24 protein-coding genes are annotated in these 22,080 nt (G+C 65.8%); 3 read left to right on the top strand and 21 right to left on the bottom strand.

What is annotated here, in order from left to right; all coding sequences use genetic code 11:
• The 8 genes from HMPREF2581_RS17085 to HMPREF2581_RS17050 all read right to left on the bottom strand — a co-directional run bounded on the left by HMPREF2581_RS17085 (nucleotide 1) and on the right by HMPREF2581_RS17050 (nucleotide 4,401).
• The gene (locus HMPREF2581_RS17085) at nucleotides 1-534 is read right to left on the bottom strand and encodes a phage tail protein I (RefSeq protein WP_003137385.1); all 534 of its coding nucleotides are present in this window, start codon (nucleotides 532-534) and stop codon (nucleotides 1-3) included.
• Complete coding sequence (locus HMPREF2581_RS17080; protein ID WP_003085151.1) at nucleotides 527-1,414, bottom strand: baseplate assembly protein; 888 nt, start codon at nucleotides 1,412-1,414, stop codon at nucleotides 527-529. The genes HMPREF2581_RS17085 and HMPREF2581_RS17080 overlap by 8 nt, the downstream gene beginning before the upstream one ends.
• Nucleotides 1,411-1,737 (bottom strand): GPW/gp25 family protein, encoded by a 327-nt coding sequence (locus tag HMPREF2581_RS17075; protein WP_003085143.1) that lies wholly within the window; start codon nucleotides 1,735-1,737, stop codon nucleotides 1,411-1,413. The genes HMPREF2581_RS17080 and HMPREF2581_RS17075 overlap by 4 nt, the downstream gene beginning before the upstream one ends.
• A gap of 152 nt (nucleotides 1,738-1,889) precedes the next feature.
• The gene (locus tag HMPREF2581_RS17070) at nucleotides 1,890-2,447 is read right to left on the bottom strand and encodes a phage baseplate assembly protein V (RefSeq protein WP_003085141.1); all 558 of its coding nucleotides are present in this window, start codon (nucleotides 2,445-2,447) and stop codon (nucleotides 1,890-1,892) included.
• Nucleotides 2,444-2,959 (bottom strand): hypothetical protein, encoded by a 516-nt coding sequence (locus HMPREF2581_RS17065; protein ID WP_003101620.1) that lies wholly within the window; start codon nucleotides 2,957-2,959, stop codon nucleotides 2,444-2,446. Before HMPREF2581_RS17065 ends, HMPREF2581_RS17070 begins: the two co-directional genes overlap by 4 nt.
• Nucleotides 2,960-2,980: 21 nt before the next feature.
• Nucleotides 2,981-3,334 carry a phage holin family protein gene (locus tag HMPREF2581_RS17060; protein ID WP_003085137.1) on the bottom strand — a complete coding sequence of 118 codons (354 nt, stop codon included), beginning with the start codon at nucleotides 3,332-3,334 and terminating at the stop codon, nucleotides 2,981-2,983.
• 459 nt (nucleotides 3,335-3,793) lie between these two features.
• A complete protein-coding gene (locus HMPREF2581_RS17055) occupies nucleotides 3,794-4,153 on the bottom strand; it encodes a PA0613 family protein (RefSeq protein ID WP_003118907.1) in 360 nt (119 codons plus the stop codon).
• A 47-nt stretch (nucleotides 4,154-4,200) separates the two neighbouring features.
• Entirely contained in the window at nucleotides 4,201-4,401 is a 201-nt protein-coding gene (locus HMPREF2581_RS17050; protein WP_003085132.1) for a TraR/DksA C4-type zinc finger protein, read from the bottom strand.
• A gap of 457 nt (nucleotides 4,402-4,858) precedes the next feature.
• Here HMPREF2581_RS17050 and prtR point away from each other — a divergent pair, with 457 nt between their 5' ends.
• Both prtR and prtN read left to right on the top strand, forming a co-directional pair.
• Nucleotides 4,859-5,629, top strand: a complete 771-nt coding sequence (gene prtR / locus HMPREF2581_RS17045; RefSeq protein ID WP_003137380.1) for a transcriptional regulator PrtR — start codon at nucleotides 4,859-4,861, stop codon at nucleotides 5,627-5,629.
• Nucleotides 5,630-5,728: 99 nt separating this feature from the next.
• Entirely contained in the window at nucleotides 5,729-6,043 is a 315-nt protein-coding gene (prtN, locus tag HMPREF2581_RS17040) for a pyocin genes transcriptional regulator PrtN (RefSeq protein ID WP_003137378.1), read from the top strand.
• A 186-nt stretch (nucleotides 6,044-6,229) separates the two neighbouring features.
• Here the strand turns inward: prtN and trpE are convergent, their stop codons facing one another.
• The 10 genes from trpE to HMPREF2581_RS16990 form a co-directional block, all read right to left on the bottom strand.
• Entirely contained in the window at nucleotides 6,230-7,708 is a 1,479-nt protein-coding gene (trpE, locus tag HMPREF2581_RS17035) for an anthranilate synthase component I (protein ID WP_003085126.1), read from the bottom strand.
• 72 nt (nucleotides 7,709-7,780) lie between these two features.
• The gene (locus tag HMPREF2581_RS17030; RefSeq protein ID WP_003099532.1) at nucleotides 7,781-8,599 is read right to left on the bottom strand and encodes a phosphoglycolate phosphatase; all 819 of its coding nucleotides are present in this window, start codon (nucleotides 8,597-8,599) and stop codon (nucleotides 7,781-7,783) included.
• Nucleotides 8,599-9,273 carry a ribulose-phosphate 3-epimerase gene (gene rpe, locus HMPREF2581_RS17025; protein ID WP_003085122.1) on the bottom strand — a complete coding sequence of 225 codons (675 nt, stop codon included), beginning with the start codon at nucleotides 9,271-9,273 and terminating at the stop codon, nucleotides 8,599-8,601. Before rpe ends, HMPREF2581_RS17030 begins: the two co-directional genes overlap by 1 nt.
• Before the next feature lie 123 nt (nucleotides 9,274-9,396).
• Nucleotides 9,397-10,227, bottom strand: coding sequence for an ABC transporter permease (locus tag HMPREF2581_RS17020; RefSeq protein ID WP_003085119.1), 831 nt, complete (start codon nucleotides 10,225-10,227; stop codon nucleotides 9,397-9,399).
• Between the two features lie 105 nt (nucleotides 10,228-10,332).
• Nucleotides 10,333-11,580 (bottom strand): ABC transporter permease, encoded by a 1,248-nt coding sequence (locus HMPREF2581_RS17015; RefSeq protein WP_003137376.1) that lies wholly within the window; start codon nucleotides 11,578-11,580, stop codon nucleotides 10,333-10,335.
• A gap of 114 nt (nucleotides 11,581-11,694) precedes the next feature.
• The gene (locus HMPREF2581_RS17010; RefSeq protein ID WP_003109043.1) at nucleotides 11,695-12,741 is read right to left on the bottom strand and encodes an ABC transporter substrate-binding protein; all 1,047 of its coding nucleotides are present in this window, start codon (nucleotides 12,739-12,741) and stop codon (nucleotides 11,695-11,697) included.
• A 55-nt stretch (nucleotides 12,742-12,796) separates the two neighbouring features.
• On the bottom strand, nucleotides 12,797-13,906 hold the full coding sequence (locus HMPREF2581_RS17005; protein WP_003085109.1) for an ABC transporter ATP-binding protein: 1,110 nt from the start codon (nucleotides 13,904-13,906) through the stop codon (nucleotides 12,797-12,799).
• A gap of 233 nt (nucleotides 13,907-14,139) precedes the next feature.
• Nucleotides 14,140-15,174, bottom strand: a complete 1,035-nt coding sequence (locus tag HMPREF2581_RS17000) for a polyamine ABC transporter substrate-binding protein (protein WP_003137373.1) — start codon at nucleotides 15,172-15,174, stop codon at nucleotides 14,140-14,142.
• 128 nt (nucleotides 15,175-15,302) lie between these two features.
• Nucleotides 15,303-15,935 carry a response regulator gene (locus HMPREF2581_RS16995; RefSeq protein ID WP_003085103.1) on the bottom strand — a complete coding sequence of 211 codons (633 nt, stop codon included), beginning with the start codon at nucleotides 15,933-15,935 and terminating at the stop codon, nucleotides 15,303-15,305.
• A 45-nt stretch (nucleotides 15,936-15,980) separates the two neighbouring features.
• Nucleotides 15,981-18,374: a PAS domain-containing sensor histidine kinase gene (locus HMPREF2581_RS16990; RefSeq protein ID WP_003137372.1), complete on the bottom strand. Its 2,394-nt coding sequence runs from the start codon at nucleotides 18,372-18,374 to the stop codon at nucleotides 15,981-15,983.
• A 151-nt stretch (nucleotides 18,375-18,525) separates the two neighbouring features.
• Between HMPREF2581_RS16990 and HMPREF2581_RS16985 the strand changes: the two genes are divergently transcribed.
• The gene (locus tag HMPREF2581_RS16985) at nucleotides 18,526-19,587 is read left to right on the top strand and encodes an alpha/beta hydrolase family protein (protein WP_003137371.1); all 1,062 of its coding nucleotides are present in this window, start codon (nucleotides 18,526-18,528) and stop codon (nucleotides 19,585-19,587) included.
• On the opposite strand, the gene HMPREF2581_RS16980 is transcribed toward HMPREF2581_RS16985, so the two are convergent.
• Genes HMPREF2581_RS16980 through HMPREF2581_RS16970 form a run of 3 tightly spaced genes read right to left on the bottom strand, consistent with a single transcriptional unit; the run spans nucleotide 19,588 to nucleotide 22,035 of the window.
• Nucleotides 19,588-20,346 (bottom strand): DnaJ domain-containing protein, encoded by a 759-nt coding sequence (locus tag HMPREF2581_RS16980; protein ID WP_003099547.1) that lies wholly within the window; start codon nucleotides 20,344-20,346, stop codon nucleotides 19,588-19,590.
• Between the two features lies 1 nt (nucleotide 20,347).
• A complete protein-coding gene (gene murU, locus HMPREF2581_RS16975; protein WP_003117959.1) occupies nucleotides 20,348-21,022 on the bottom strand; it encodes an N-acetylmuramate alpha-1-phosphate uridylyltransferase MurU in 675 nt (224 codons plus the stop codon).
• Entirely contained in the window at nucleotides 21,019-22,035 is a 1,017-nt protein-coding gene (locus tag HMPREF2581_RS16970) for an aminoglycoside phosphotransferase family protein (RefSeq protein WP_003137370.1), read from the bottom strand. The genes murU and HMPREF2581_RS16970 overlap by 4 nt, the downstream gene beginning before the upstream one ends.
• Between the last annotated feature and the right edge of the window lie 45 nt (nucleotides 22,036-22,080).

Here is a 22,080-nt window from a genome sequence, read left to right as displayed (position 1 = left end):
TCACTGTTTCCAGGGGAAGATTTCCAGGGTGTCGCCGTCGGTCACGGCCAGTCCGTGACGGGACCGGATTACCGGGGTGATGCGCAGGTCCAGGCGGGTCAGGTGTCGGCTCACCGGGCGGACGTCATCGAGCAAGCGCTCCAGCTCCAGTACGGTGCCTTCGTCGATGCCACGGTCGCTGACGTCCACGGTGATCTCGAAGGTCCCCGGCACGCCGGTCGGGCTTCGCTGCCACCATTCGGTGACCTCGCTCAGCGCACCGATCGGCTCGACCACTTGGCGCAACGCTGTCAGCGTGCCTTTGCGCTGGTGCAGGACGAAGGACGTCGCTACCGCATTGCGCTTGGCCTCGTCGCTCCAGTCCGGGTCCCAGCGGTCCACCGAGCGCGTCCAGGCCAGGTAGGGCAGCAAGGCCGCCTCACAGCGTGCCGGATCGTTAAGCTCACGAAGCGGCACCGGCAGTTCGGCAGGCAATACATCACCCAGAGAGCGTTCCAGAGAACTCCTGTTTGGCGGCAGCAGTCGGCTACTCATCGACGCCTCCCAAGGTGATCGCGTACCCCGTGCAATAGGCCGCCTGGGTTTCATCCAGGACCACGTCGGCCGCAGGCTCCTGCAGTTCGACGCGCTGCACGCCTTCGACATGCAGGGTGGCGAACAGGGCCGAACGCCGGATGTCGCGGCCCAGGCGGCGCTGGGCGGAAATGTAGTCGCGCAGCGAAGCCTCGGCGGCGGCACGGATCAGCTCGGCCTCGGGGCCGGGAAACAGGTAGAGCTGCGCCTTGACCTGATAGGGAACGATTCCTGCCGAGCGCACCGTTACCCGATCCGCGACAGGACGCACGTCCTCCGCGTTCAGCGCCAGGCGCACTGCCTGCAACACCGCTTCCGGTGCCTGCCCGTTGCCTTCCACCCCGAGCACGCTGATCAGCACTTCGCAGGGCGCCGGACTGGTCGCAGAGGCATCCGCCACCCTTCCATCCGCGCCCAGCGCATGGGCTATATAGGCGTTCCGCGGTCCTGCGACGGATAGCTGCTCGAACGCGAGCTGGATGCGATTGCGCAGCGACTTGTCGCTCTCGTACTGCGCCTCCACCGGCGGTACCGCCTCGGGCTGAGCGGGCCTGATCAGCAAACGCTGCACATTGAAGCCGGCACCGATCTGGTCGAGATCGGCACCGCTGGCGTATGCCAGCATCACCGCCCGCGCCGCATCGTTGATCCGCGCCCGCAGCAGCAGTTCTCGATAGGCCGCCAGTTGCAGAAGCTTGAGAACCGGATCCGACTCCACCTCCGCTGTCCATTCGCCAGCCATGGCTTCGCGGAAGTCGCCCAACAGCTCTTGGTAAATCGTCTCGAAATCGAGGTTTTCGATAACCTCTGGCTCCGGCAACTGGGAAAGATCGATGATCACGCCGAGACCTCCATATTGATGTTCTCGCCCTCGAACACGCCGCTCAGGAGCAGATCCACGCGGCCATCGACGACCGCGACGACTCGCACGGCAGACAATGCGATGCGCGGTTCCCAGCGCCCCAGGGAACGGGCTACCTCGGCCTGCACGGCGCTTTTCCAGCCTTCGCTCACCGGCATGTCGACCATCCGCCGCAGCTTGCTGCCGTACTCGGGGCGCATGCGCCTGCTGCCCAACGGGGTGGTCAGGATGTCCTCGACGGACTGTTTAAGATGAGCCAGGCCGGACAGGGGCAGCCCGCTACGGCGATCCATCCCGATCATCGCCCCGTCCTCCCGCTCCGGCAGCGACAGGCCGCGCCTGGCTCCGAATGGCTGTGAGTGTTGCCCATGGCGAACTCCGCAAACGAAAAGGCCCGCTCGCGCGGGCCGGTTGAATGTTCGACGGACCGCCCTTCGGCAGCCCCGTCGTATGTTCAATGGGTGTGGTGGTTGCTGTTGCCGGCGGTGTCGATGATCGAGCCGCCGCCGAGGATGTCTCCGCTGACCGTCAGTGTCCCGGCGATCTCCACCGGTCCTTCCAGGCTGATCTTCGGCGCCTTGAGACTGACCGCCCCGTCGCTGACCCGCACCTCGCTGGCGCCGACCCTCACTTCCACGGTGCCGCTGGGCAGCTCGACGCGGTAGCGATGCGCAGCCCAGTCGTAACTCAACGAGGCGCCGTCGTCGAAACGCCAGGTCTCACTGCTGGCGCTGTTGTCCGGCGCCGTGCCCGCATCGCCGTACAAACCGGGAATAAAGGTACCCATTGACACTCCGCCCGACGGACTGAGCAGTACCCCCTGTTCGCCTATGCTCGGCGCACGCCAGTGGCGAACCTTGCCGGCTGCCAGGGAGTGCCAGCGCAGCCAGCCGCTGGTCCAGTCGCCGGAGCGCACCCGTACCCGCGCCGCTGCCAGGTCCACGGCGACCACCACGCAGGGCAGGATCATCGCGGCGAGCATGCGGTCATGCTCCGCACTGACATAGCTCATGCCAACGCCTCCGGAGCGAAGTAGTCCGGCTCATGGCCGGGGCCGGTCTGCGGGTCGAAGCCCAGCATCAGGCTGCCCGGCGGCTGGTCCTCCCAGGCCCACTCCGGGTCTCCGAGACGCAGCGACTGCGTCCACTCGACCAGCCAGACACGCAGGCTCTTCAGCTCCTCGCGACTGCCGTCGACGGCCGAGCGTACGAAGCGCGCCGGTTCCAGAGACAGGTTCCAGGTCTGCTCGCGCAATGTCCGAACGATTCCGCAAGCAATGGATACCGCCTGGCGATCGGCACCAGGCGGCACCATTATCCGCGCCTGCAGGCGGCACAGCAGGGCACTCTCGCCGGTACCGGGATCGCGCTCGGGCAGTAGCTCGGCTATTTCCAGGGAAACCGCCGGGGTATTTTCCGGCACGCCTGGCCAGAAGCCGATCAACTGCGCCTCCGGCAGACGCTCACGCAGTACCTGCTCGATGGCCGCGTACAGAGCCTCGAGCGTAACAGCCTGTTCAGGCATGGTTGACTCCTTCGATCAGTTTCAATGGGGGCCACGGTCGCCCGACTGTTCCTCGGGCAGCTCGCAAACCCCCAGGCGCCGGGCGGCCCAGCGTTCGTAGAGACCGACTGCGATCTCCGCGCCGGCCGCGGCGGTCAGGCTGCCCAGCGCCGCGGCGAACAGCAGCGCGGCGCCGCAAGCCAACGCCAGCAGCATCACCGCCACGCCGCAGACGATCGACGCGCCGGAGCGCAGCGCCAGGCGCCGCAACAAGGCCCAGCCGCCGAGACCGGCCTTGTCGGCACGCCACATCTCGCCGCTGACGCCGCCCAGCGCGGCGAGCAGGATCAGTACCCAGAGCGGCATTTCCGTCAGTGTCTGCGGTTCGTTGCCCATGGGTCCCTCCTTGGCAGGCAGCGCCGGGCACGTCCGCACGAACGTTTTCCCGGGCAATAAAAAACCCGGCGCCAGGGCCGGGTTCCGGTGCTTCACGAGTGCCTCCCTGGGGACGCACCTTTACAAGAATGACTACTTTTTACCGCCCGATTCCCAGCCCGGCAATGCCTTCTCGACAATCCACTGCAATAGGGGGGAGACGCACCACGATATGAGGGTGATATACCGCCCTGGGAACCTTCGCCAGGCATCCGGGCAAGCGCGTACCCACTTCCGATATGGAAAAGCCCGGCATCGACTGACGAAAAGGATGGCTCCGCCAGCCCGACCCCGCCTCTACCGTGCAGGGTCCGCTGCTGTGCATGGGGCTCGCCGCCTCCATGGGCGACAGGCATAAAAAAACCGGCCCGAAGGCCGGTTGGAAAATTCCAGGGGGGACACGGTATCCGGTCCAGGAACTCAGGCCACCCGCCGCAGCAGGCCGTCCTGGATACCCTGGTGCGCCACATGCAGGCGCAGATAGAAGGTGTTGCGGCTGCAACCGCAGTGGCGGTACTTCTGCTCGGGGAAGCTGTCGCGATTGAGATAGTGCTCCACCACCACGTTCTTCAGTTCCTCGGGTAGGCGATTTACCAGGCGATCGACCTCCGCCACACGGTCGAGGATCACCCGGCTGCCACGGTGGCCGCGGACCACCTCGCCCTTGCTGGCGATCAGCATGGCGATCAGGTTGCCGCCGGCGTAGCCGCCTCCGTTGCTGCCTGGCGCGTGCATTTCCTCGGCCCAGAGCTTGAGCATTTCATCGATGGCTTTGATCACGGTCGTGTCTCCTTTCACTGCCCGCGAGGGCTCGGCATGAGGTCGGTTCAACGGCGCTCGTGGCGGTCCTGGCAGTCGATGCAGCGACTGCAACCCGGTGCCGCCCGGCGGCGCGCCTGGGGAATGGGCTCGCCGCAGTCCTCGCAGTCTTCCGCGGACTCGCGGATGGCCAGCGCCGGGCGCGCCGCCAGGAGGCCGTCGAGGCGAGCCAGGACCAGTTCGTTGGCGTGATCGGCAAGGTCAGCCATGGAAAGCCTCCCTGGCGTGCACGACGCCCGTCGGCCGAATGGATGGAACATGACAGATGCGCGGCGCCGGTTCGGCGACCTGCGTTCCTCTGCGCGGAAATGGCGAGTGCGTATCTCGCGACATGGCAATGACTCCCTGTACGACGCCGCCGTACCTGAAGCAGGTCGGCGACAGAATGAATGAGCGGGACGGAGCGTCTGCATGGACGGCGCTCCGACCCTCCAGGTGCCGGAGCGCTTTCCCGTGGCCCCGGCACCCAAGCAGTCGGCACCTGCATCGTCGGTTGCCGACAACCGGGTGCGTCCCTGCACCCATGTGAAATCTCTGAAAGGCGGGTGGGAAGTTGTGGAACTCACCCCTTCCGCTTTCTGACGGAAGAGAAATTACAACCAAAGCTATTTATCGTCAACACCTAGGCTCTTTACAGAAAATCCATCGGTCTGTAGATTGCCGAGCATGGACAAGAGCACCCAGATCCCGCCCGACAGCTTCGCCGCTCGCCTCAAGCAGGCCATGGCGATGCGCAACCTGAAGCAGGAAACCCTCGCCGAAGCGGCAGGGGTTTCGCAGAACACCATTCACAAGCTGACCTCGGGCAAGGCCCAGAGCACCCGCAAGCTGATCGAGATCGCGGCGGCCCTGGGCGTCTCGCCGGTCTGGCTGCAGACCGGCGAAGGCACTCCAGCCGCGCGCAGTGCCGTGTCCGTGGCCGATGGCAGCCCATTGGTGCTGGAACCGCTGCATCCGTGGGACAGCGACACACCGCTGGACGAAGACGAAGTGGAACTGCCGCTGTACAAGGAAGTGGAGATGTCCGCCGGCGCCGGACGCACTGCGGTACGCGAGATAGAGGGGCGCAAGCTGCGTTTTTCCTATGCCACGCTGCGTGCCTCGGGCGTCGATCCGTCGGCGGCGATCTGCGCCCAACTCACCGGCAACAGCATGGAACCGCTGATCATGGATGGCTCCACCATCGGCGTGGACACCGCCACCACCCATATCACCGATGGCGAGATCTACGCCCTCGAACATGACGGCATGCTGCGGGTGAAGTTCGTCTATCGCCTGCCCGGCGGCGGCATTCGCCTGCGCAGCTTCAACCGCGAGGAATATCCGGACGAGGAGTACTCGCCGGAGGACATGCGCAGCCGCCAGATCAGCATGATCGGTTGGGTCTTCTGGTGGTCCACCGTACGCCACCGGCGCGGCCCGTCCCTGGTGCGGTGAGCGCCTGGCGCTCGCCCGCTCTACAACTTCAGCTATTGAACAAGAAAACAACCTGAGCTATATTTCCCTCAACGACGTGCAGCCGCAGGAGGGAATACCATGCAGCCAACCATCGCCCCTAGCACTCCGATTCCACGCCAGGAAACCGTGGAATTGGTCTACCGCATCTTCGGCGACGTCCTGGTGCCGCTGGAGCAGGTTCGCGAACGCTGGTTTCGCAACCTGAACAAGGAAAACTTCAGCAAGGCCCTGGCATGCGGGCGGATCGCCCTGCCAGTGACGACCCTCGACGATAGCCACAAGGCCATGCAGTTCGTGGCCCTCGATCACCTCGCCGCCTACGTCGACCAGCGCGCGAACCAAGCCGGAAGCGCCCGTCGAGCACAGCCAGGCGCGGACAGCATCGCATCCTGAGCGGCCCGCCGTTGCCAGCATCGTAGGGAGCGACACCATGCTCCGCCTGGCGGATATCGCGTCGCGATACTCGCCCTACGAAAGCGGTTCCGCGTAGGGCGAAGCCAATGCGAGGGTCCAGCCGAGCACAAAAAAGGCGGATGACGCAAACGCCATCCGCCTTTTTTTCTTCCGCCTCGCGCCGTCTTACTCGACGCTCTGCTCGGCCAGCGCCACGGCGCGGAACATCGCCCGGCGCTTGTTGATGGTTTCTTCCCACTCCAGCGCCGGCACCGAGTCGGCAACGATACCGCCGCCGGCCTGCACGTGGAGTTCACCGTTCTTGATCACCGCGGTGCGGATGGCAATGGCGGTGTCCATGTTGCCGTTCCATGCCAGGTAGCCGACCGCGCCGCCGTAGACTCCACGCTTGACCGGCTCCAGCTCGTCGATGATCTCCATGGCGCGGATCTTCGGCGCGCCGGACAGCGTACCCGCCGGCAGGATCGCCCGCAGCGCGTCCATCGCGCTGAGCCCCTCGCGCAATTGCCCGGTGACGTTGGACACGATGTGCATGACGTTGGAGTAACGTTCGATCACCATTTTTTCGGTGACCTTCACCGCGCCGATGTCGGACACCCGCCCCACGTCGTTGCGCCCCAGGTCGATCAGCATCAGGTGCTCGGCGATCTCCTTGGCGTCCGACAGCAGATCCTGCTCCAGCGCCAGGTCGGCCTCTTCGTTGATCCCGCGCGGACGGGTACCGGCGATCGGGCGCACCGTCACCAGGCCATCCTCGACCCGTACCAGCACCTCCGGCGAGCTGCCCACGACATGGAAGTCGCCGAAGTTGAAGAAGTACATGTAGGGCGTCGGATTGAAACAGCGCAGCGCGCGGTACAGGTCGATGGGCGCCGCCTTGAACTCGATGGACATGCGCTGCGACGGCACCACCTGCATGCAGTCGCCGGCCAGGATGTAGTCCTTGATCCTTCCTACCGCGTTTTCATAGTCCTCGCGGGTGAAGCTGGCACGAAACGCCGGCTCCCGGCCCTGGGCCGCCTCGAGGTCGAGGCCGCGACGCGGGGTGATCGGCTGGCGCAGACGCTCCAGCAGCTCCTCCAGACGTGCCTGGCCGCGCTCGTAGGCATTTTCCTCGGAGGGATCGGCGAGGACGATGGCGTGGATCTTCCCAGCCAGGTTGTCGAATACCACTACGGCATCGGACACCATCAACAGGATATCCGGGTTGCCCAGCGGGTCCGGGTTCGGACAGGTGGCCAGGCGTTTTTCCACGTAGCGCACGCAGTCGTAACCGAAATAGCCGACCAGGCCTCCATCGAAACGTGGCAAGCCGGGCACGGTGGGCACCTGGTAGCGCGCCTTGAACTCCTCGACGAAAGCCAGCGGGTCGGCGCAATCGAAGCGCTCGGTTTCCATGCCATCGATGCTGATCCGCACTTGATGGTCGTAGACCCGCAGCACCGTGCGACACGGCAGGCCGATGATCGAATAGCGCCCCCATTTCTCGCCGCCCTGCACCGACTCCAGCAGGTAGGAGTTCGGCGCGTCGGCCAGCTTCAGGTAGATCGACAGCGGCGTGTCGAAGTCGGCAAGGGTCTCGAAGGACAGCGGGATGCGGTTGTAGCCATCGGCGGCCAGCCGCAGGAATTCTTCGCGATTCATGATCAGCCTCATCGGAGGAGAGAACGGTCAACAGGGTGCAAACGCGCGCCGGCTATCCGGCGGAGGATGATGTCAGGCGCGCCAGCGCCAACGCGCCAGGGCCTTGATGACCTTCATCCAGAGTTTGCTGACCGCCACGGCTTGATCTCGCTGGTCGGAGGGGGAAAGGGAGTCGTCCGGCAACACTATCTCAGCGGCCTGGTCGGCGCAAGGCAGCAGGTCGCGCAGGTTGTCGATGACCAGGGTGGGCGCTTCCTCGGCGATCGGCCGGCCGTGGTTGTAGCCATAGGTCAGCGCCGCGCAGCGCACACCGGCAGCCTTGGCGGCGAGCACGTCGTTGCGCGAGTCACCGACGAACAACGCATCTTCGGGCTCGATGCCGGCCATCTTCATCACGAACAGCAGCGCCGCCGGGTCGGGCTTCTGCTGCGGCAGGGTGTCGCCGCCGATGATCCAGCGGAAATAGCGACCCAGCTTCATCTCATCCAGCAGCGGAGCGACGAAGCGCTCCGGCTTGTTGGTGATCAGCGCCATTTCCACGCCGTTGCGCTTGAGCCACTTGAGGGTGTCGACGACGCCGGGGTAGACCTCGGTGAGCGCATGACTGTCGGCATAGGCCTCCATGAACAGCGCCAGCGCGGCTTCGGTTTCTTCCTCACCAATGCCGTCATGCTCGATGCTTCCCGCCAGGGCGCGACGCACCAGCACACGCGCGCCGTTACCGATCCACTGGCGGACCTTCTCGATGCCCGCCGGTGGCCGCCCGAGGCTGGCGAGCATGCTGTCGACCGCGGCGGTGAGGTCGGGAACGGAATCGACCAACGTGCCATCCAGGTCGAACATCACCAGACGCGGCAGGCGCGTGGCGAAGAACGGCTCCGCAGCGCTCATTACTGGTGCGCCTGGGCCAGTTCGGCATGCATGGCGCGGATGACCTCGGCGTAGTCCGGGGCGTTGAAGATGGCCGAGCCGGCGACGAAGGTATCGGCGCCCGCCGCGGCGATCTCACGGATGTTCTTGACGTTGACGCCGCCATCGATCTCCAGGCGGATCTCGCGTCCGGAGGCATCGATCAGGGCGCGTGCCTCGCGCAACTTGTCGAGGGTACCGGGGATGAATTTCTGCCCGCCGAAGCCGGGGTTGACGCTCATCAGCAGGACCATGTCGACCTTGTCCATCACGTACTTCAGCACCTCCAGCGGAGTGGCCGGGTTGAACACCAGGCCCGCCTTGCAACCGCCGTCGCGGATCAGTTGCAGGGAACGGTCGATGTGCTGGGAAGCTTCCGGATGGAAGGTGATGTAGGTGGCGCCAGCTTCGATGAAGTCGCCGATGATGCGATCCACCGGGGACACCATCAGGTGCACGTCGATCGGCGCGCTCACGCCGTACTTGCGCAGCGCCGAGCAGACCATCGGGCCGATGGTCAGGTTCGGCACGTAGTGGTTGTCCATCACGTCGAAGTGAACGATGTCGGCACCGGCGGCGAGCACCTTGTCCACGTCCTCGCCCAGGCGGGCGAAATCGGCGGAAAGGATCGACGGAGCGATGGCGAAGGGTTGCATGGCGCACCTCAAAGGGGATCACGGAAGGCGCGCATTGTAGCCGTTATCGGTTTTTGGCGGTGAAAATGACGACTTTTCGCCGCAGCAGCCGACGCCCGGACCAGGCCGGGCGCGCCCTGCGCCTCAGGCGCCGGGTTGTGCTGTACGCATCTTCTCGCTGCGCCCGCGCAGCCACTCCAGGGTCAGCAACAGCAGTACGGAGAAACCGATCAGCAAGGTCGCCGCGGCGGCAATGGTGGGGCTCAGGTTCTCGCGAATGCCGCTGAACATCTGCCGCGGCAGGGTGGCCTGCTCGGGGCCGGCGAGGAAGAGGGTCACTACCACTTCGTCGAACGAGGTGGCGAAGGCGAACAGCGCGCCGGAGATCACCCCGGGAGCGATCAGCGGCAGGGTCACCCGGAAGAAGGTGGTCAGCGGCGGCGCGCCGAGGCTGGCGGCGGCGCGCACCAGGTTGTAGTTGAACCCCTGCAGGGTCGCGGAGACGGTGATGATCACGAACGGCACGCCGAGCACCGCATGCACCACGATCAGCGACAGGTAGCTGTTGCCGAGCCCGAGCGGAGCGAAGAACAGGTAGCTGGCCACGCCGATGATCACCACCGGCACCACCATCGGCGAAATCATCAGGCTCATCACCAGTGCCTTGCCGCGGAACTCGCCGCGGGTCAGGCCGATCGCCGCCAGAGTGCCGAAGACCATCGCCAGCAGGGTCGCCGCCGGAGCGACGATCATGCTGTTGGTCAACGAGCGCATCCACTCGGCGGACTGGAAGAAGTCGGCGTACCAGCGCAGGGAGAACCCTTGCAGCGGGTAGACCAGGAAGGTACCGGAGTTGAACGACAGCGGCACGATGACCAGCACCGGCAGTACCAGGAACAGCAGTACCAGGCCGCAGAGGATGCGCAGGGAGTAGAACCACAGGCGCTCGACCGGGGACATGTAGGGACTCAGCATGACTCGCTCTCCAATGTGTTTCGTGCGGATCCCCCTCTCCCCGCCCTCCGGGCAGTCTTTTTTCCGAAGGGAGAGGGGAACCGGTTGGCCTTCTCGGAAGGCGCTCTATCCCAGGCGCAGGCGGCTGGCGCCCACCAGCCAGCTGTAGACGACGTAGAGCACCAGGGTAGCGAGCAGCAGCAGGCCGCCGAGGGCGGTGGCCATGCCCCAGTTGATGGTGCTGTTGGTATAGAAGGCGACGAAGTAGCTGACCATCTGGTCGTTCGGGCTGCCCAGCAGCGCCGGGGTGATGTAGTAGCCGATGGACAGGATGAACACCAGCAGGCAACCGGCGCCGACGCCCGCGACGGTCTGTGGGAAATACACCCGCCAGAAGCTGGCGAACGGGTGGCAGCCGAGGGAAATCGCGGCGCGCATGTAGCTCGGCGAAATGCCCTTCATCACGCTGTAGATCGGCAGGATCATGAACGGCAGCATGATGTGCACCATCGCGATGTATACGCCGGTGCGGTTGAACACCAGTTGCAGCGGCTGGTCGATCAGGCCGAGCTTGAGCAGCGCGCCGTTGATCAGGCCACCCGATTGCAGCAGGACGATCCAGGCGGCGACACGCACCAGGATCGAGGTCCAGAACGGCAGCAGGACCAGGATCATCAGCAGGTTGCTCTTGCGCGTCGGCAGGTTGGCCAGCAGGTAGGCCAGCGGGTAGGCCAGCAGCAGGCAGATGACGGTGATCACCGCGCCCATCCAGAAGGTGCGGGCGAAGATGTCCAGGTAGATGGCCTGGTCCGGGGTGGCGCGCGCCACTTCGCCGAGATCGTCGATCCGGTGGTCGAGGGCTGCGAGCAGGTAATAGGGCGTATAGCTGCTGGCGTTGCGGCGGATCACCTGCCAGTAGGCGGGGTCGCCCCAGCGCTCGTCGAGCTGCTCCATGGCGTCCTTGTAGGAAGCGGGCTCCTCCTTGAACGGCAGCTTGCGCGCGGTCTTCGCCATCAGGCTGCGATAACCGGCCAGCTCCATGTTCAGGCGCTTGGAGAGATCGCCGATGGCCTGGTTGCGACGAGCCTCGGCGAGATCCTGGCTGAGCGCCTTGTAGACGGCGTCGGCCGGCAGCGACTTGCCGTCCCAGGCGGAGATGGCCTCTACCGTCAGCGGCAACGAGCGAACCACTTCCGGGTTGGACACGCTCTTGTAGAGCAGCGCGGCGATCGGCACCAGGAAGGTCAGGACCAGGAAGGCCAGCAGGGGCAGGATCAGCGCCTGGGACTTCAGGCGGTTCATCCGCTCGGCGCGCGCCAGGCGTTGCTTGAGGGTGCTGCCGGTGGCCTGGGACATGGGCACAGCTGTGGCCATAGCGAACTCCGGAAAAAAAGCGGGCCGTCGGGAACGACCCTGGAAAGTGTGGAACGGTAGGAGGAGCCGCCGCGCGGCGGCCCCTCCGGCCCTCACTGGAGGGTCAGGCGAGGATTACCTGGCCGCCCAGGCGTTGAAGCGCTGTTCCAGTTGTTCGCCGTAGTCGGCCCAGAAGGTCACGTCCATTGCCACCTGGTTCTGGATGTTTTCCGGAGTGGTCGGCATGTCCTTCAGCAGGGCCTTGTCCAGCAGCGGCACCGCCTGCTTGTTGGCCGGACCGTAGGCGATGTTTTCCGAGTAAGTCTTCTGCTGCTGGGGCTGCACCGAGAAGGCGATGAACTTCAGGGTCTCTTCCTGTTTCTTCGCCCCCTTCGGGATGGCCCAGGCGTCGAAATCGTAGATGCCGCCGTTCCATACCACCTTCAGGTTGCTTTCCTTCTGCACCGCGGCGATCCGACCGTTGTAGGCAGAACTCATCACCACATCGCCGGAAGCCAGGTACTGCGGCGGCTGGGCGCCCGCCTCCCACCACTGGATGCTCGACTTGATCTCGTCGAGCTTCTTGAAGGCACGATCCTGGCCTTCCTTGGTGGCGAGCACGCCGTAGACGTCCTTCGGCGCCACGCCATCGGCCATCAGGGCGAATTCGAGGGTGTACTTGGCGCCCTTGCGCAGGCCGCGCTTGCCGGGGAATTTCTTGATGTCCCAGAAGTCCGCCCAACTGGTCGGCGCGCTTTTCAGCTTGTCGGCGTTGTAGGCGAGCACCGTGGACCAGACGAAGAAACCCACGCCGCACGGTTGGATGGCGCCGGGCACGAAGTCCTCGGTCTTACCGAACTGCGCCGGGTCGAGTTCCTCGAACAGGCCTTCGTCGCAGCCGCGCGACAGCTCCGGCGACTCCACTTCCACCAGGTCCCAGGAGACGCTGTTGGTATCGACCATGGCCTTGACCTTGGCCATCTCGCCGTTGTATTCGCCGGCAACGATCCTGTTGCCGGTGGCTTTCTGGTAGGGCTCGTAGAACGCCTTGATCTGGGCGCTCTTGTTGGCCCCGCCGAAGGACACCACGGTCAGGTCCACCGCCATGGCCTGGGCCGCGCAGGCCAGGCCGGCCGCCAGGGTGGCGAACTTCAGGCTGGCCGCTTTCAGGGATTTCGACATTATTGTTCTCTCCACAGTGCAGGGTTGCTTCGGTACGGTTCGGGACTGCCGGCGCTCACGCCGCCGGCAGAGGGTCGAGCGCCCTCACATGCTCGACCTGCCAGCCCAGCGGAACCACATCACCGACGCTCAGCGTCGGGTCCAGCTCGGCGATCGGCTGCTTGACGAAGAAGTCGTCGCGGCCGCAGACCTCCAGGCGCACACGCACGTGGTCGCCCAGGTAGACGAACTCGGCCACGCGGCCGGAGAAACGGTTGACGCAAGACTCGCTGGCACCGTTCAGGCGCACCCGCTCGGGGCGGATCGACAAGGTCACCGGCTCGCCCGGCTGGCCGACGTTGACCGCCAGCGCCTCGACCTTCTCGCCGCGCGGCAGTCCGACCACGCAGCGCTCGCCGTCGCAACTGAGAAGCTGCCCGGATAGACGGTTGTTCTCACCGATGAAGTTGGCCACGAAGGTGTTGCGCGGCTGCTCGTAGAGATTGCGCGGCGGCTCGATCTGCTGGATTTCGCCCTGGTGGAACACCGCCACCCGGTCGGACATGGTCAGCGCCTCGCCCTGGTCGTGGGTGACGTAGACCACGGTGACGCCGAGGCGCTGGTGCAGATGCTTGATTTCCATCTGCATGTGCTCGCGAAGTTGCTTGTCCAGCGCTCCCAGGGGCTCGTCCATCAGCACCAGTTGCGGCTCGAAGACCAGCGCGCGGGCCAGCGCCACGCGCTGCTGCTGGCCACCGGAAAGTTGCGCCGGATAACGCCCGGCGAAGGCGTCGAGCTGGACCATCGACAACGCGCGCTTGACCCTTTCCTTCACGTCGGTCTTGCTCATGCCGCGGACGCTGAGGGGAAAGGCCAGGTTCTCGGCCACGGTCATGTGCGGGAACAGCGCATAGTTCTGGAACACCATGCCGATGTCGCGCTTGTGCGGAGGGACATTGTTGATCGAGCGACCGGCCAGGAGGATTTCGCCGGCGGTGGGGGTTTCGAAACCGGCCAGCATCATCAGGCTGGTGGTCTTGCCGGACCCGGAGGGGCCGAGCAGGGTGAGGAATTCGCCCTTGCGAATGTCCAGGTTGAGATCCTTCACGATGAGGGTCTCGCCGTCGTAGCTCTTCTGCACGCCACGGAAGCTGACCAGTACATCGCCGCCTTGAGTCTCGGCCATAACCGCACCTTTGTTCGTTTTATGGATGCTGTGCGAACAGCCTAGAGAACCCGGCGCAGGACGCAAATCGGCCGGCAAGAGAGTTTTCTATCAGGGGAAAGGAAAGCTCTTTGTAGGAATCGCCCTACAAAAAAGATGCACCCCGGAATGGGCCAGACCGCTCTGGGAAGGGGCTTTCGAGAAGGGCAAAGGTTTGCGCGCCAGCGCTCTCCGGCTGGCGCGCAACGGCGTCCTCAGCGCTTGGCCCAGTTCTGGAAACGCTGCTCCAGGGCCTCGCCGTGCTCCGCCCAGAAGGCCACGTTCATACCCACCGCGTTCTGCATGTTCTGCGGCGCGGTCGGCAGGCTGGCAGCCACTTGCGGATCGAGGAGGCCTACCGCCTTGCGGTTGGCCGGGCCGTAGGCGATGTTCTCGGCGAAAGCCTTCTGCTGCTCCGGCTGGCTGGCGAAACGGATGAACTCCTCGGCCAACTGCTTCTTCCAAACCCCGACCGGCAGCGCCCAGAAGTCGAAATCGTAGACGCCGCCGCTCCAGACCATTGCCAGGGGCTGCTTCTCGGCCTGCGCCGCGGCGATCCGCCCGTTGTAGGCCGAACTCATCACCACCGTGCCATCGGCCAGGTCGCGCACAGGGTCCTGCCCGGACTTCCACCAATGGATATAGGGCTTCAGCTCGTCGAGCTTGCGGAATGCCCGCTCGACGCCGGCGGGCGTCGCCAGCGTCTGGTAGACGTCCTTCGGCGCCACGCCATCGGCCATCAGGGCGAACTCCAGGCTGTACTTGGCGCCCCAGCGCAGGCCGCGCTTGCCGGGAAACTTCTTCACGTCCCAGAAATCCGCCCAGCCCTGCGGGCTGCCCGCAACCTTGCCGGGGTTGTAGGCAAGCAGCGTGGTCCAGACGAAGATGCCGACTCCGCAGGGCTGCACCGCGCCGGGAACGAAATCCGCGGGATCGCCGACCTTCGCCATGTCCAGCTTCTCGAACAGACCTTCCTCGCAACCGCGCGCCAGCTCCGGCGCCTCGACTTCCACCACGTCCCAGGAGACGTGGCTGATCTCCACCATGCGCTTGAGCTTGGCCAGGTCGCCATTGTAGGAGCCATGCACCACGCGATTGCCGGTGGCGCTCTTGAAGGGTTTGTAGAACGCGGTTTCCTGGGCTTCCTTGTTGGCGCCGCCGAAGGAAATCACGGTCACGTATTCCGCCCAGGCGGGCGCGGTAACTCCGAGAAGGGCGCACAACAGGCCCGTCCTCATGGCTGGCAACATCGTTTCTTCTCCTTATCGTGTTGGCCGGCAAGCATCATTCCCTGCCGCGCGGAAGCCAGGTAGACAGCAGATCGCGAAAACCGGACCTGGCGCACAAGCCGCGAGCAAAACCTGGGCGAACGCCCCTGTCAGAGCAGGCGGTGCTCCATCGCGTAGCGCACCAGGTCGGCTACCGAATGCGCGTTGAGCTTCTGCATCAGGCGTGCCTTGTGGGTACTGATGGTCTTGTTGCTGACCGCCAGTTGCTGGGCGATCTCGTTGACGTTGGCGCCCTGCACCAGCCGCTCGAACACCGAGAACTCGCGCTCGGAGAGCAGCGCATGGGGCGGACGCGAATCGGTCAGGCCAACCTCGAAGACCATCCGATCGGCAAGGTCCGGGTCGATGTAGCGTCCGCCGCCGGCGACCCTGCGGATCGCGGTGAGCAGCAATGCCGGATCGCTGTCCTTGGTGGCATAGCCGGCAGCACCTATCTTCAGGGCGCGGGCGGCCATCTGCGCCTCGTCGTGCATCGACAGCACCAGGATCGCCGGCGGCTCGTTCAGCGCGCGAATCCGCGGAATCGCCTCGAGGCCATTGACGCCGGGCATGGAGATATCCAGCAGGACCACCTCGCAAGGCGTTCCGCGCAGGGTTTCCAGCAACTGCTCGCCATTGGTGGCCTCGCCGACCACCTGCAGGTCCTTGGCCATGCCAATCAGTTGCTTGATGCCTTCCCTGACGATCGTGTGGTCTTCAGCGACCAGGACTCGGATCACCACTCTTTGCTGCCTCACGCTGTTCCGCCTTGCCGGCGGTTGTTCTTGTCACGGGCTCGCGACGCCCAGCGGAATCCTCACGCTGAGCGTGGTGCCCTCGCCGGGGGCACTGTCGATGTCCAGCGTACCGCCCATCATCAGCACCCGCTCACGCATGCCGACCAGGCCGAAGGAACTGCCACGCCCCACCGTGGCAACATCGAACCCGCGACCGTCGTCGCTGACGCTCAGGCACAGCTCGTCGCCCTCGCGCAGCAGACGCAGTTGCACAGTATGCGCCTCGGCATGCCGCATGACATTGGTCAACGCCTCCTGGAGGATGCGGAACAGGCCGATAGCCTTGGCGTCGACCAACTGCGGCGAGTTCTCCGGCACCTCCACCAGGCAGGGAATCTGCGTGCGCGCCTCGAAGCGCCGCGCCTGCCACTCCACCGCCGAGCCGATTCCGGCGTCGAGGATCGGCGGGCGCAGTGCGGTGGCCACGTCGCGCACCAGCTGGAACAACTGGGCGATCAGCTTTTTCATGTTGCCCAGGCGTTCGCGCAGGCCCTCCTGGGCATCGGCATAGGCCAGCTCGCACATCGAGGTTTCCAGCTTCAGCACCGTCAGCACCTGGCCCAGCTCATCATGGACCTCGCGGGCGATACGCGCCTTCTCCTCCTCCCGCACCGACTCCAGGTGCGCCGACAGCTCGCGGAGCTGGGCGCGCGACTCGCCGAGTTCGAGTTCGATCTGCTTGTTCGCGGTGATGTCCCAGACCACCCCGTCCCAGACCGCGCGACCATCCTCGAAACAGCGCGCCGAAGCCTTGATGTCGGCCCAGCGCAATTCGCCCTGGCGGGTGAGGATGCGGCCCTGCCAATGCCAGTCGCGATTCTCGTCGAGGGCAGCCATCTGGCTCGACCAGTAGCGCTCGCGGTCGTCGGGATGGACCAGGCCACGAATGCCGCGGCCGCTCTCGATCAGCTCGAGAGCGCTGTAGCCGACCAGCGCCTCGCTGCCCTCGCTGATATAGGCGAAGTCGGAAAACGCGCCGGCCCGCGGGCGCTCCAGGCGGAAGACCATGCCCGGCACGTTGGAGGCGATGCCCTTCATCCGCGCCTCGCTTTCCTGCAATGCCTCGCGGGCACGGCGGCGCTCGGTGACGTCGCTGAGGAACACCACCAGATACTCGGACGTGCCGAAGCGCAGGAAGCTAAGCGAGACGTCGGCCGGCAGCCAACTGCCGTCGGCGCGCAGGCAGCGGGTCTCGAAGCTGAGCGGGCCCTCCTCGCTATTGCGCGCACGACGCCAAAGATTCAACCAGCGGTCCATGTCCAGGCCGGGCTCGAAGTCGGCCAGCGGACGGTCCACGAGTTGGCCGTCGGCATGGCCGAGCATCTGTTCGGCGGCGCGGTTGGCGTAGCGTACGCGGCTGTCCCAGTTGACCCAGAGGATGCCCAGGGTGCTGTTGTCGATGGAGAACTGGGTCAGGCGCAGCGCCTCCTCGGCCGCCTGGCGCAGCTCCAGGTCGCGGCGGGCGCCGTACAGCCGGGCTTCCAGCGCATGCTGCTGGCGCCGCTGGAGGAACACCGCCGCCAGCGCGCCGGCCAGCAGCAGGCCGAGGAGGATCGACAGGTTCTGCCAGAACCCCGGCGACTCGCCGAGGCGCGGATACTTGGGTTGCAACCAGCGCTCGTGCAACTGGTCCAGGGACTTGCGCGGCAGCGAGCGCAACGCCTGGTCGACCACCATCGCCAGTTCCGGCCAGTCGCGACGGGTCGCCACCCGTAGCAGCTGCGGGTAGCCGATATCGCCAACCACCGCTAGCTCGGCGAACTCCGGTTCGCGGGTCAGGCGACTGAGTTGCGCTTCGTCGATCACCGCGTAGCGTGCCTGTCCGGCGAGCACGGCGCGCAGCACCTCGCGTTCGGAATCGGCCGACACCCATTGCAGGCTGCTATAGGTGCTGCTGAGGTAGTCGGCTACCGAACTGCCGGCACGCACGGCAACCCGGGTATCGCGCTCCAGTTGCTCCAATTCGACGCTGCCGCTGCCATCGCGCTTCCCCACCACCAGCCGGGAAACCCGCAGGTAGGGATCGGAGAACAGCCACAAGCGCAGCCCGGCTGGGGTCTGGCTGAGGCCGGGAGCGATATCCACGCGCCCAGCGCGCAGGGCATCGTCGAGCGCCGCCTGGTCGGGATAGCCCTGCCACCGCAAGGTCACCTGCATTGCCGTGGCCAGCCAGCCCATCAGCTCCACGTTGGCCCCGGAATACTGTTGCAGGCGGCGGTCGTACTGGGCATAGGGCGCTTCGGTGACCACCCCGACGCGCAATTCCCGATGCTCCGCCAGCCAGGTCCGTAGTTCTGCCGTCAGCGGCAAGGCGACCGACTCCTCCGCTCGCACGGGCAGGCTCAACAGCAGACAGAAGAAGAGCAGACAGCAACGACGCAACATGCCGGCGACACTCCACGGAATACACCGCAACGGAAGGAAAAGCGGGCATACCTTACCGCGAGCGCGACCGGCGAACCATGCGAAGGCTCGGCCTGACAAAGAAGTGCTCTGGGTTTAGGCTGCCTTCTGGATTGTCTATCGGGAATTTCCAATGCCGGCCTTCTCTCTACTGCCGAAGCCCTCCGCCCTGCTGCCCCTGCTATTGGCCGCCGCTTTCCTGCCGCCGGCTTTCGTTCAAGCCGAAGAGGAGGCCGCCAAGGACCAGCCGCCGGCCCCCGTGGAACGCCCGGCGGTCAGCGAGCGCAGCCAGGACGAGGCCAAGGGGCTGGAGCGCCAGTTGCCGGAGGACGGCCAGCAGATCCTCAAGGCCGGCGACGAAAGCTTCCTCACCCTCTGGTTGCCAGCCAACACCGCCGAGGCCGAAGGTGTAGTGATCCTGGTTCCCGGTGATGGCGAAAGTCCGGACTGGCCGCAAGCCATCGGCCCGCTAAGGCGCAAACTGCCGGATGCCGGCTGGCAGACCCTGAGCCTGGCCCTGCCCGACCCGCAGAGCACCGCGCCGGTTACCCGCCCTGCGGAATCCGCCGCCAGCGCCAGCGCCGACAAGGACGCCAGCGCCGCGGACAGCGCAAGCAAGCCTGACGTGAAAGGCGAAAGCGGCAACGCGCCGGCGCCGGAAAGCACCGCCGAAGCCGGCAGCGGCGAACCGGCGCAGAGCGAGGACCAGGCCCCTCCCCCAGCCATCGATCCGGTCGAGCAGCGCAAGGCGCACGCCGAACGGGTCATGGCGCGCCTGCAGGCGAGCATCGACCTGGCCCTGCAGCACGAACCGAAAAGCGTCGTCCTGCTCGGTCATGGCACGGGCGCCTATTGGGCGGCACGCTACCTGGCGGAGAAGGAGCCTGCGGAAATCCACAACCTGCTGCTGGTTGCCGCGGAGGTACCGCGCGATTTTCGCCCGGCGCTGGAAGATATGGTGCCGAAGCTGAAACTGGCGACCGGCGACTTCTATTACCGCGACGCCCGCGCCGACCGCGAGGCGGCCAGGCTGCGCATGCAGGCCGGCAAGCGGCAGAAACACCCGGCCTACGTACAAATCGCGATGCAGGCTCTACCGGCCGACCCCAAGGCGGAGCAGGAGCAACTGTACCGACGAATCCGCGGCTGGCTCAGTCTTCACCTGCAGGCCGATGCGCAGAAACCTGCGGAGTGATCAGCGGAACCCCTCACGCTCTCGGACCAGGGCGTAGGCCGCCTGCAATTCACGGGTTTTCTCGGTAGCCGCACGCACGCGCTCGACGCTGGCGCCGGCTCCCGCCAGTTTGTCCGGATGATGCTGGCTGATCAGCTTGCGATAGGCGCGTTTGATCAGCGCCGGCTCGCTTCCGGCCTCCACGCCGAGCAGCAGCAGGGCCTCACGGTAGCTATCCCGGGCGACAGCGCGCGTCCGCTTCGGCATGACCCGCGCCGACAAGCGTTCCGTTCGCTCCGCCGACCAACCCAGCCAGCGCCCCCATTGCAACACCAGTTGTCGCGCCGACTGGCTGAGCACGCCGCCAGCCCAGGCCATCCGCCAGCAGGCGAGCAATACTGCCTCCGCACGTTCGCCCTTCAGACGCGCGACCTCCGCCTGCAGATGGGCGATGCCGGCCTTGCCCTTGCCGAAGGACGCGATGGCACGCCGCTGGGCTCGCCTATCGAGCTTGCGCAACGCCATCTCCTCGCGCGCCTGGCGGATATGCATCTCCTCCACCCGCCCGCCGCTCTTGGCCAGATAGCCGAGCAACTGGAACAGCAGGTCGTCCTCATCGTTCACCGCCCGCCCGCGCAAGCGCGCCAGCAGGCCGCGCCAGGACTCCAGGCGCAACCTGCGGTCCAGCAGTTGCCCCAGCAGGCCGCCGAGCAGGGCGCCGGGGATGCTGGCCAGGGCCCAGCCGGCTCCGGCTCCGATCAGCGTAGCGGGCCAGAGCATCTCAGGCGTGCTCCGCCAGCAATCGCTCGACTTCCGCCAGGCGCTCGTGGGTACCGACGTCGACCCACTGCCCACGATAGTGTTCGCCGCTGACCCGCCCCGCGGCGATGGCCTTGCGCAATAGCGGCGCCAGCTTGAAGGCGCCCGGCTGGCAGCCCTCGAACAGCGCGGGATGCAGTACGGCGATCCCGCTGTAGGTCAGGTTGCCGCCCGCTTCGCGGGTCTCGCCCACCCGTCCGCCGGCATCCAGGTGGAAATCGCCGGCGGGATGGTGCGCCGGGTTGTCGACCAGCACCAGATGCGCCAGGTCGCCGTCGGCAAGATGCAGCCGAGAGTAGTCGAAGTCGCTCCAGACATCGCCGTTGAGCAACAGGAACGGCTGCTCGCCGAGCAACGGCAGGGCGCGGAAGATTCCACCGCCGGTTTCCAGCGGTTCTCCCTCGGGTGAATAGGCGATCCGCCCGCCCAGGCGCGAGCCGTCGCCGAGATAGGCCTCGATCTGCTCGCCAAGCCAGGCATGGTTGATCACCCAGTCGTCGACTCCGGCCTGGCGCAGCGCCAGCAACTGACGCTCGATCAATGGCACGCCGGCGGCCTCGATCAGCGGCTTGGGCGTGTGCAGGGTGGTCGGCCGCATGCGCTCGCCACGGCCGGCGGCGAGGATCATCGCCTTCATGCCTCGGCTCCCTGCGGCAGCGAGGCCAGCAGCTCGCCCAGTTCGGCCAGCTCGGGACGGCGCGCCACGGCGGTTTCCAGATAACGGAAGAAGCGTGGCACGTCACCCAGGTAGCGCGGCTTGCCGTCGCGGTGACAAATACGGGCGAAGATGCCAATCACCTTCAGGTGGCGCTGCACGCCCATCAGGTCGCTGGCGCGGAGGAAGTCCTCGAAGCTTGGCGGCAGCGGGATGCCGGCCCAGGTCGCCTTCTTCCAGTAACGACTCAGCGCGGCATGCACGCGCGGCTCCGGCCAACTGACGAAGGCATCCTTGTACAGGCAGGTGACATCGTAGGTGACCGGGCCGTGCAGGGCGTCCTGGAAGTCGAGGACGCCCGGGTTGGGCTCGCTGAGCATCAGGTTGCGCGGCATATAGTCGCGATGGACGAACACCCGCGGTTGCTCCAGCGCGCTGCGTACCAGCAGGTCGCAGATCCGCTGCCAGCGGGCCAGCGTCTCGCCCTCCAGCTCCACGCCGAGGTGGCGGGCCAGGTACCAGTCGGGGAACAGCTGCAGCTCGCGGCGCAGCACCGCTTCGTCGTAGGCAGGCAGGACACCGGCGACATCGACCTTCTGGAAGGCGATCAGCGCATCCAGGGCCGGTTCGAACAGCTCGTCGGCATTTCCGGGATGAAGCACGTCGAGGTAGGTCTGCCGGCCCAGGTCACTGAGCAGCAGGAAACCGTTCTCCAGATCCTGGGCGAGAATCCTCGGCACATGCACGCCGGCTCCGGCGAGCAGTCCGGCGACCTTGACGAACGGTCGGCAGTCTTCCTGGGGCGGCGGCGCGTCCATCACCACCAGGCTGCGGTCCCCTCCCTGCCAGCGGAAATAACGACGGAAGCTGGCGTCGCTACTGGCCGGGATCAGTTCGGCGGGGGGCACTTCCCCCCAACCTTCGGCAACGAACAACTCGGGCAAACAAGAGTCCAACCAGCGATTCAGCTGCTGGAAACGGGCATCATCAGACATTTACGGGGTTCTCCACGGCCCTAGCCGTTGCGCAGGTCATGCTTT

Origin of the sequence: Pseudomonas sp. HMSC057H01 (genome assembly GCF_001836405.1) — a bacterium.
Classification (GTDB): Bacteria; Pseudomonadota; Gammaproteobacteria; order Pseudomonadales; family Pseudomonadaceae; genus Pseudomonas; species Pseudomonas aeruginosa.
The sequence above is the reverse complement of the archived record's forward strand: the minus strand, read 5'-3'. Positions and strand labels throughout refer to the sequence as shown.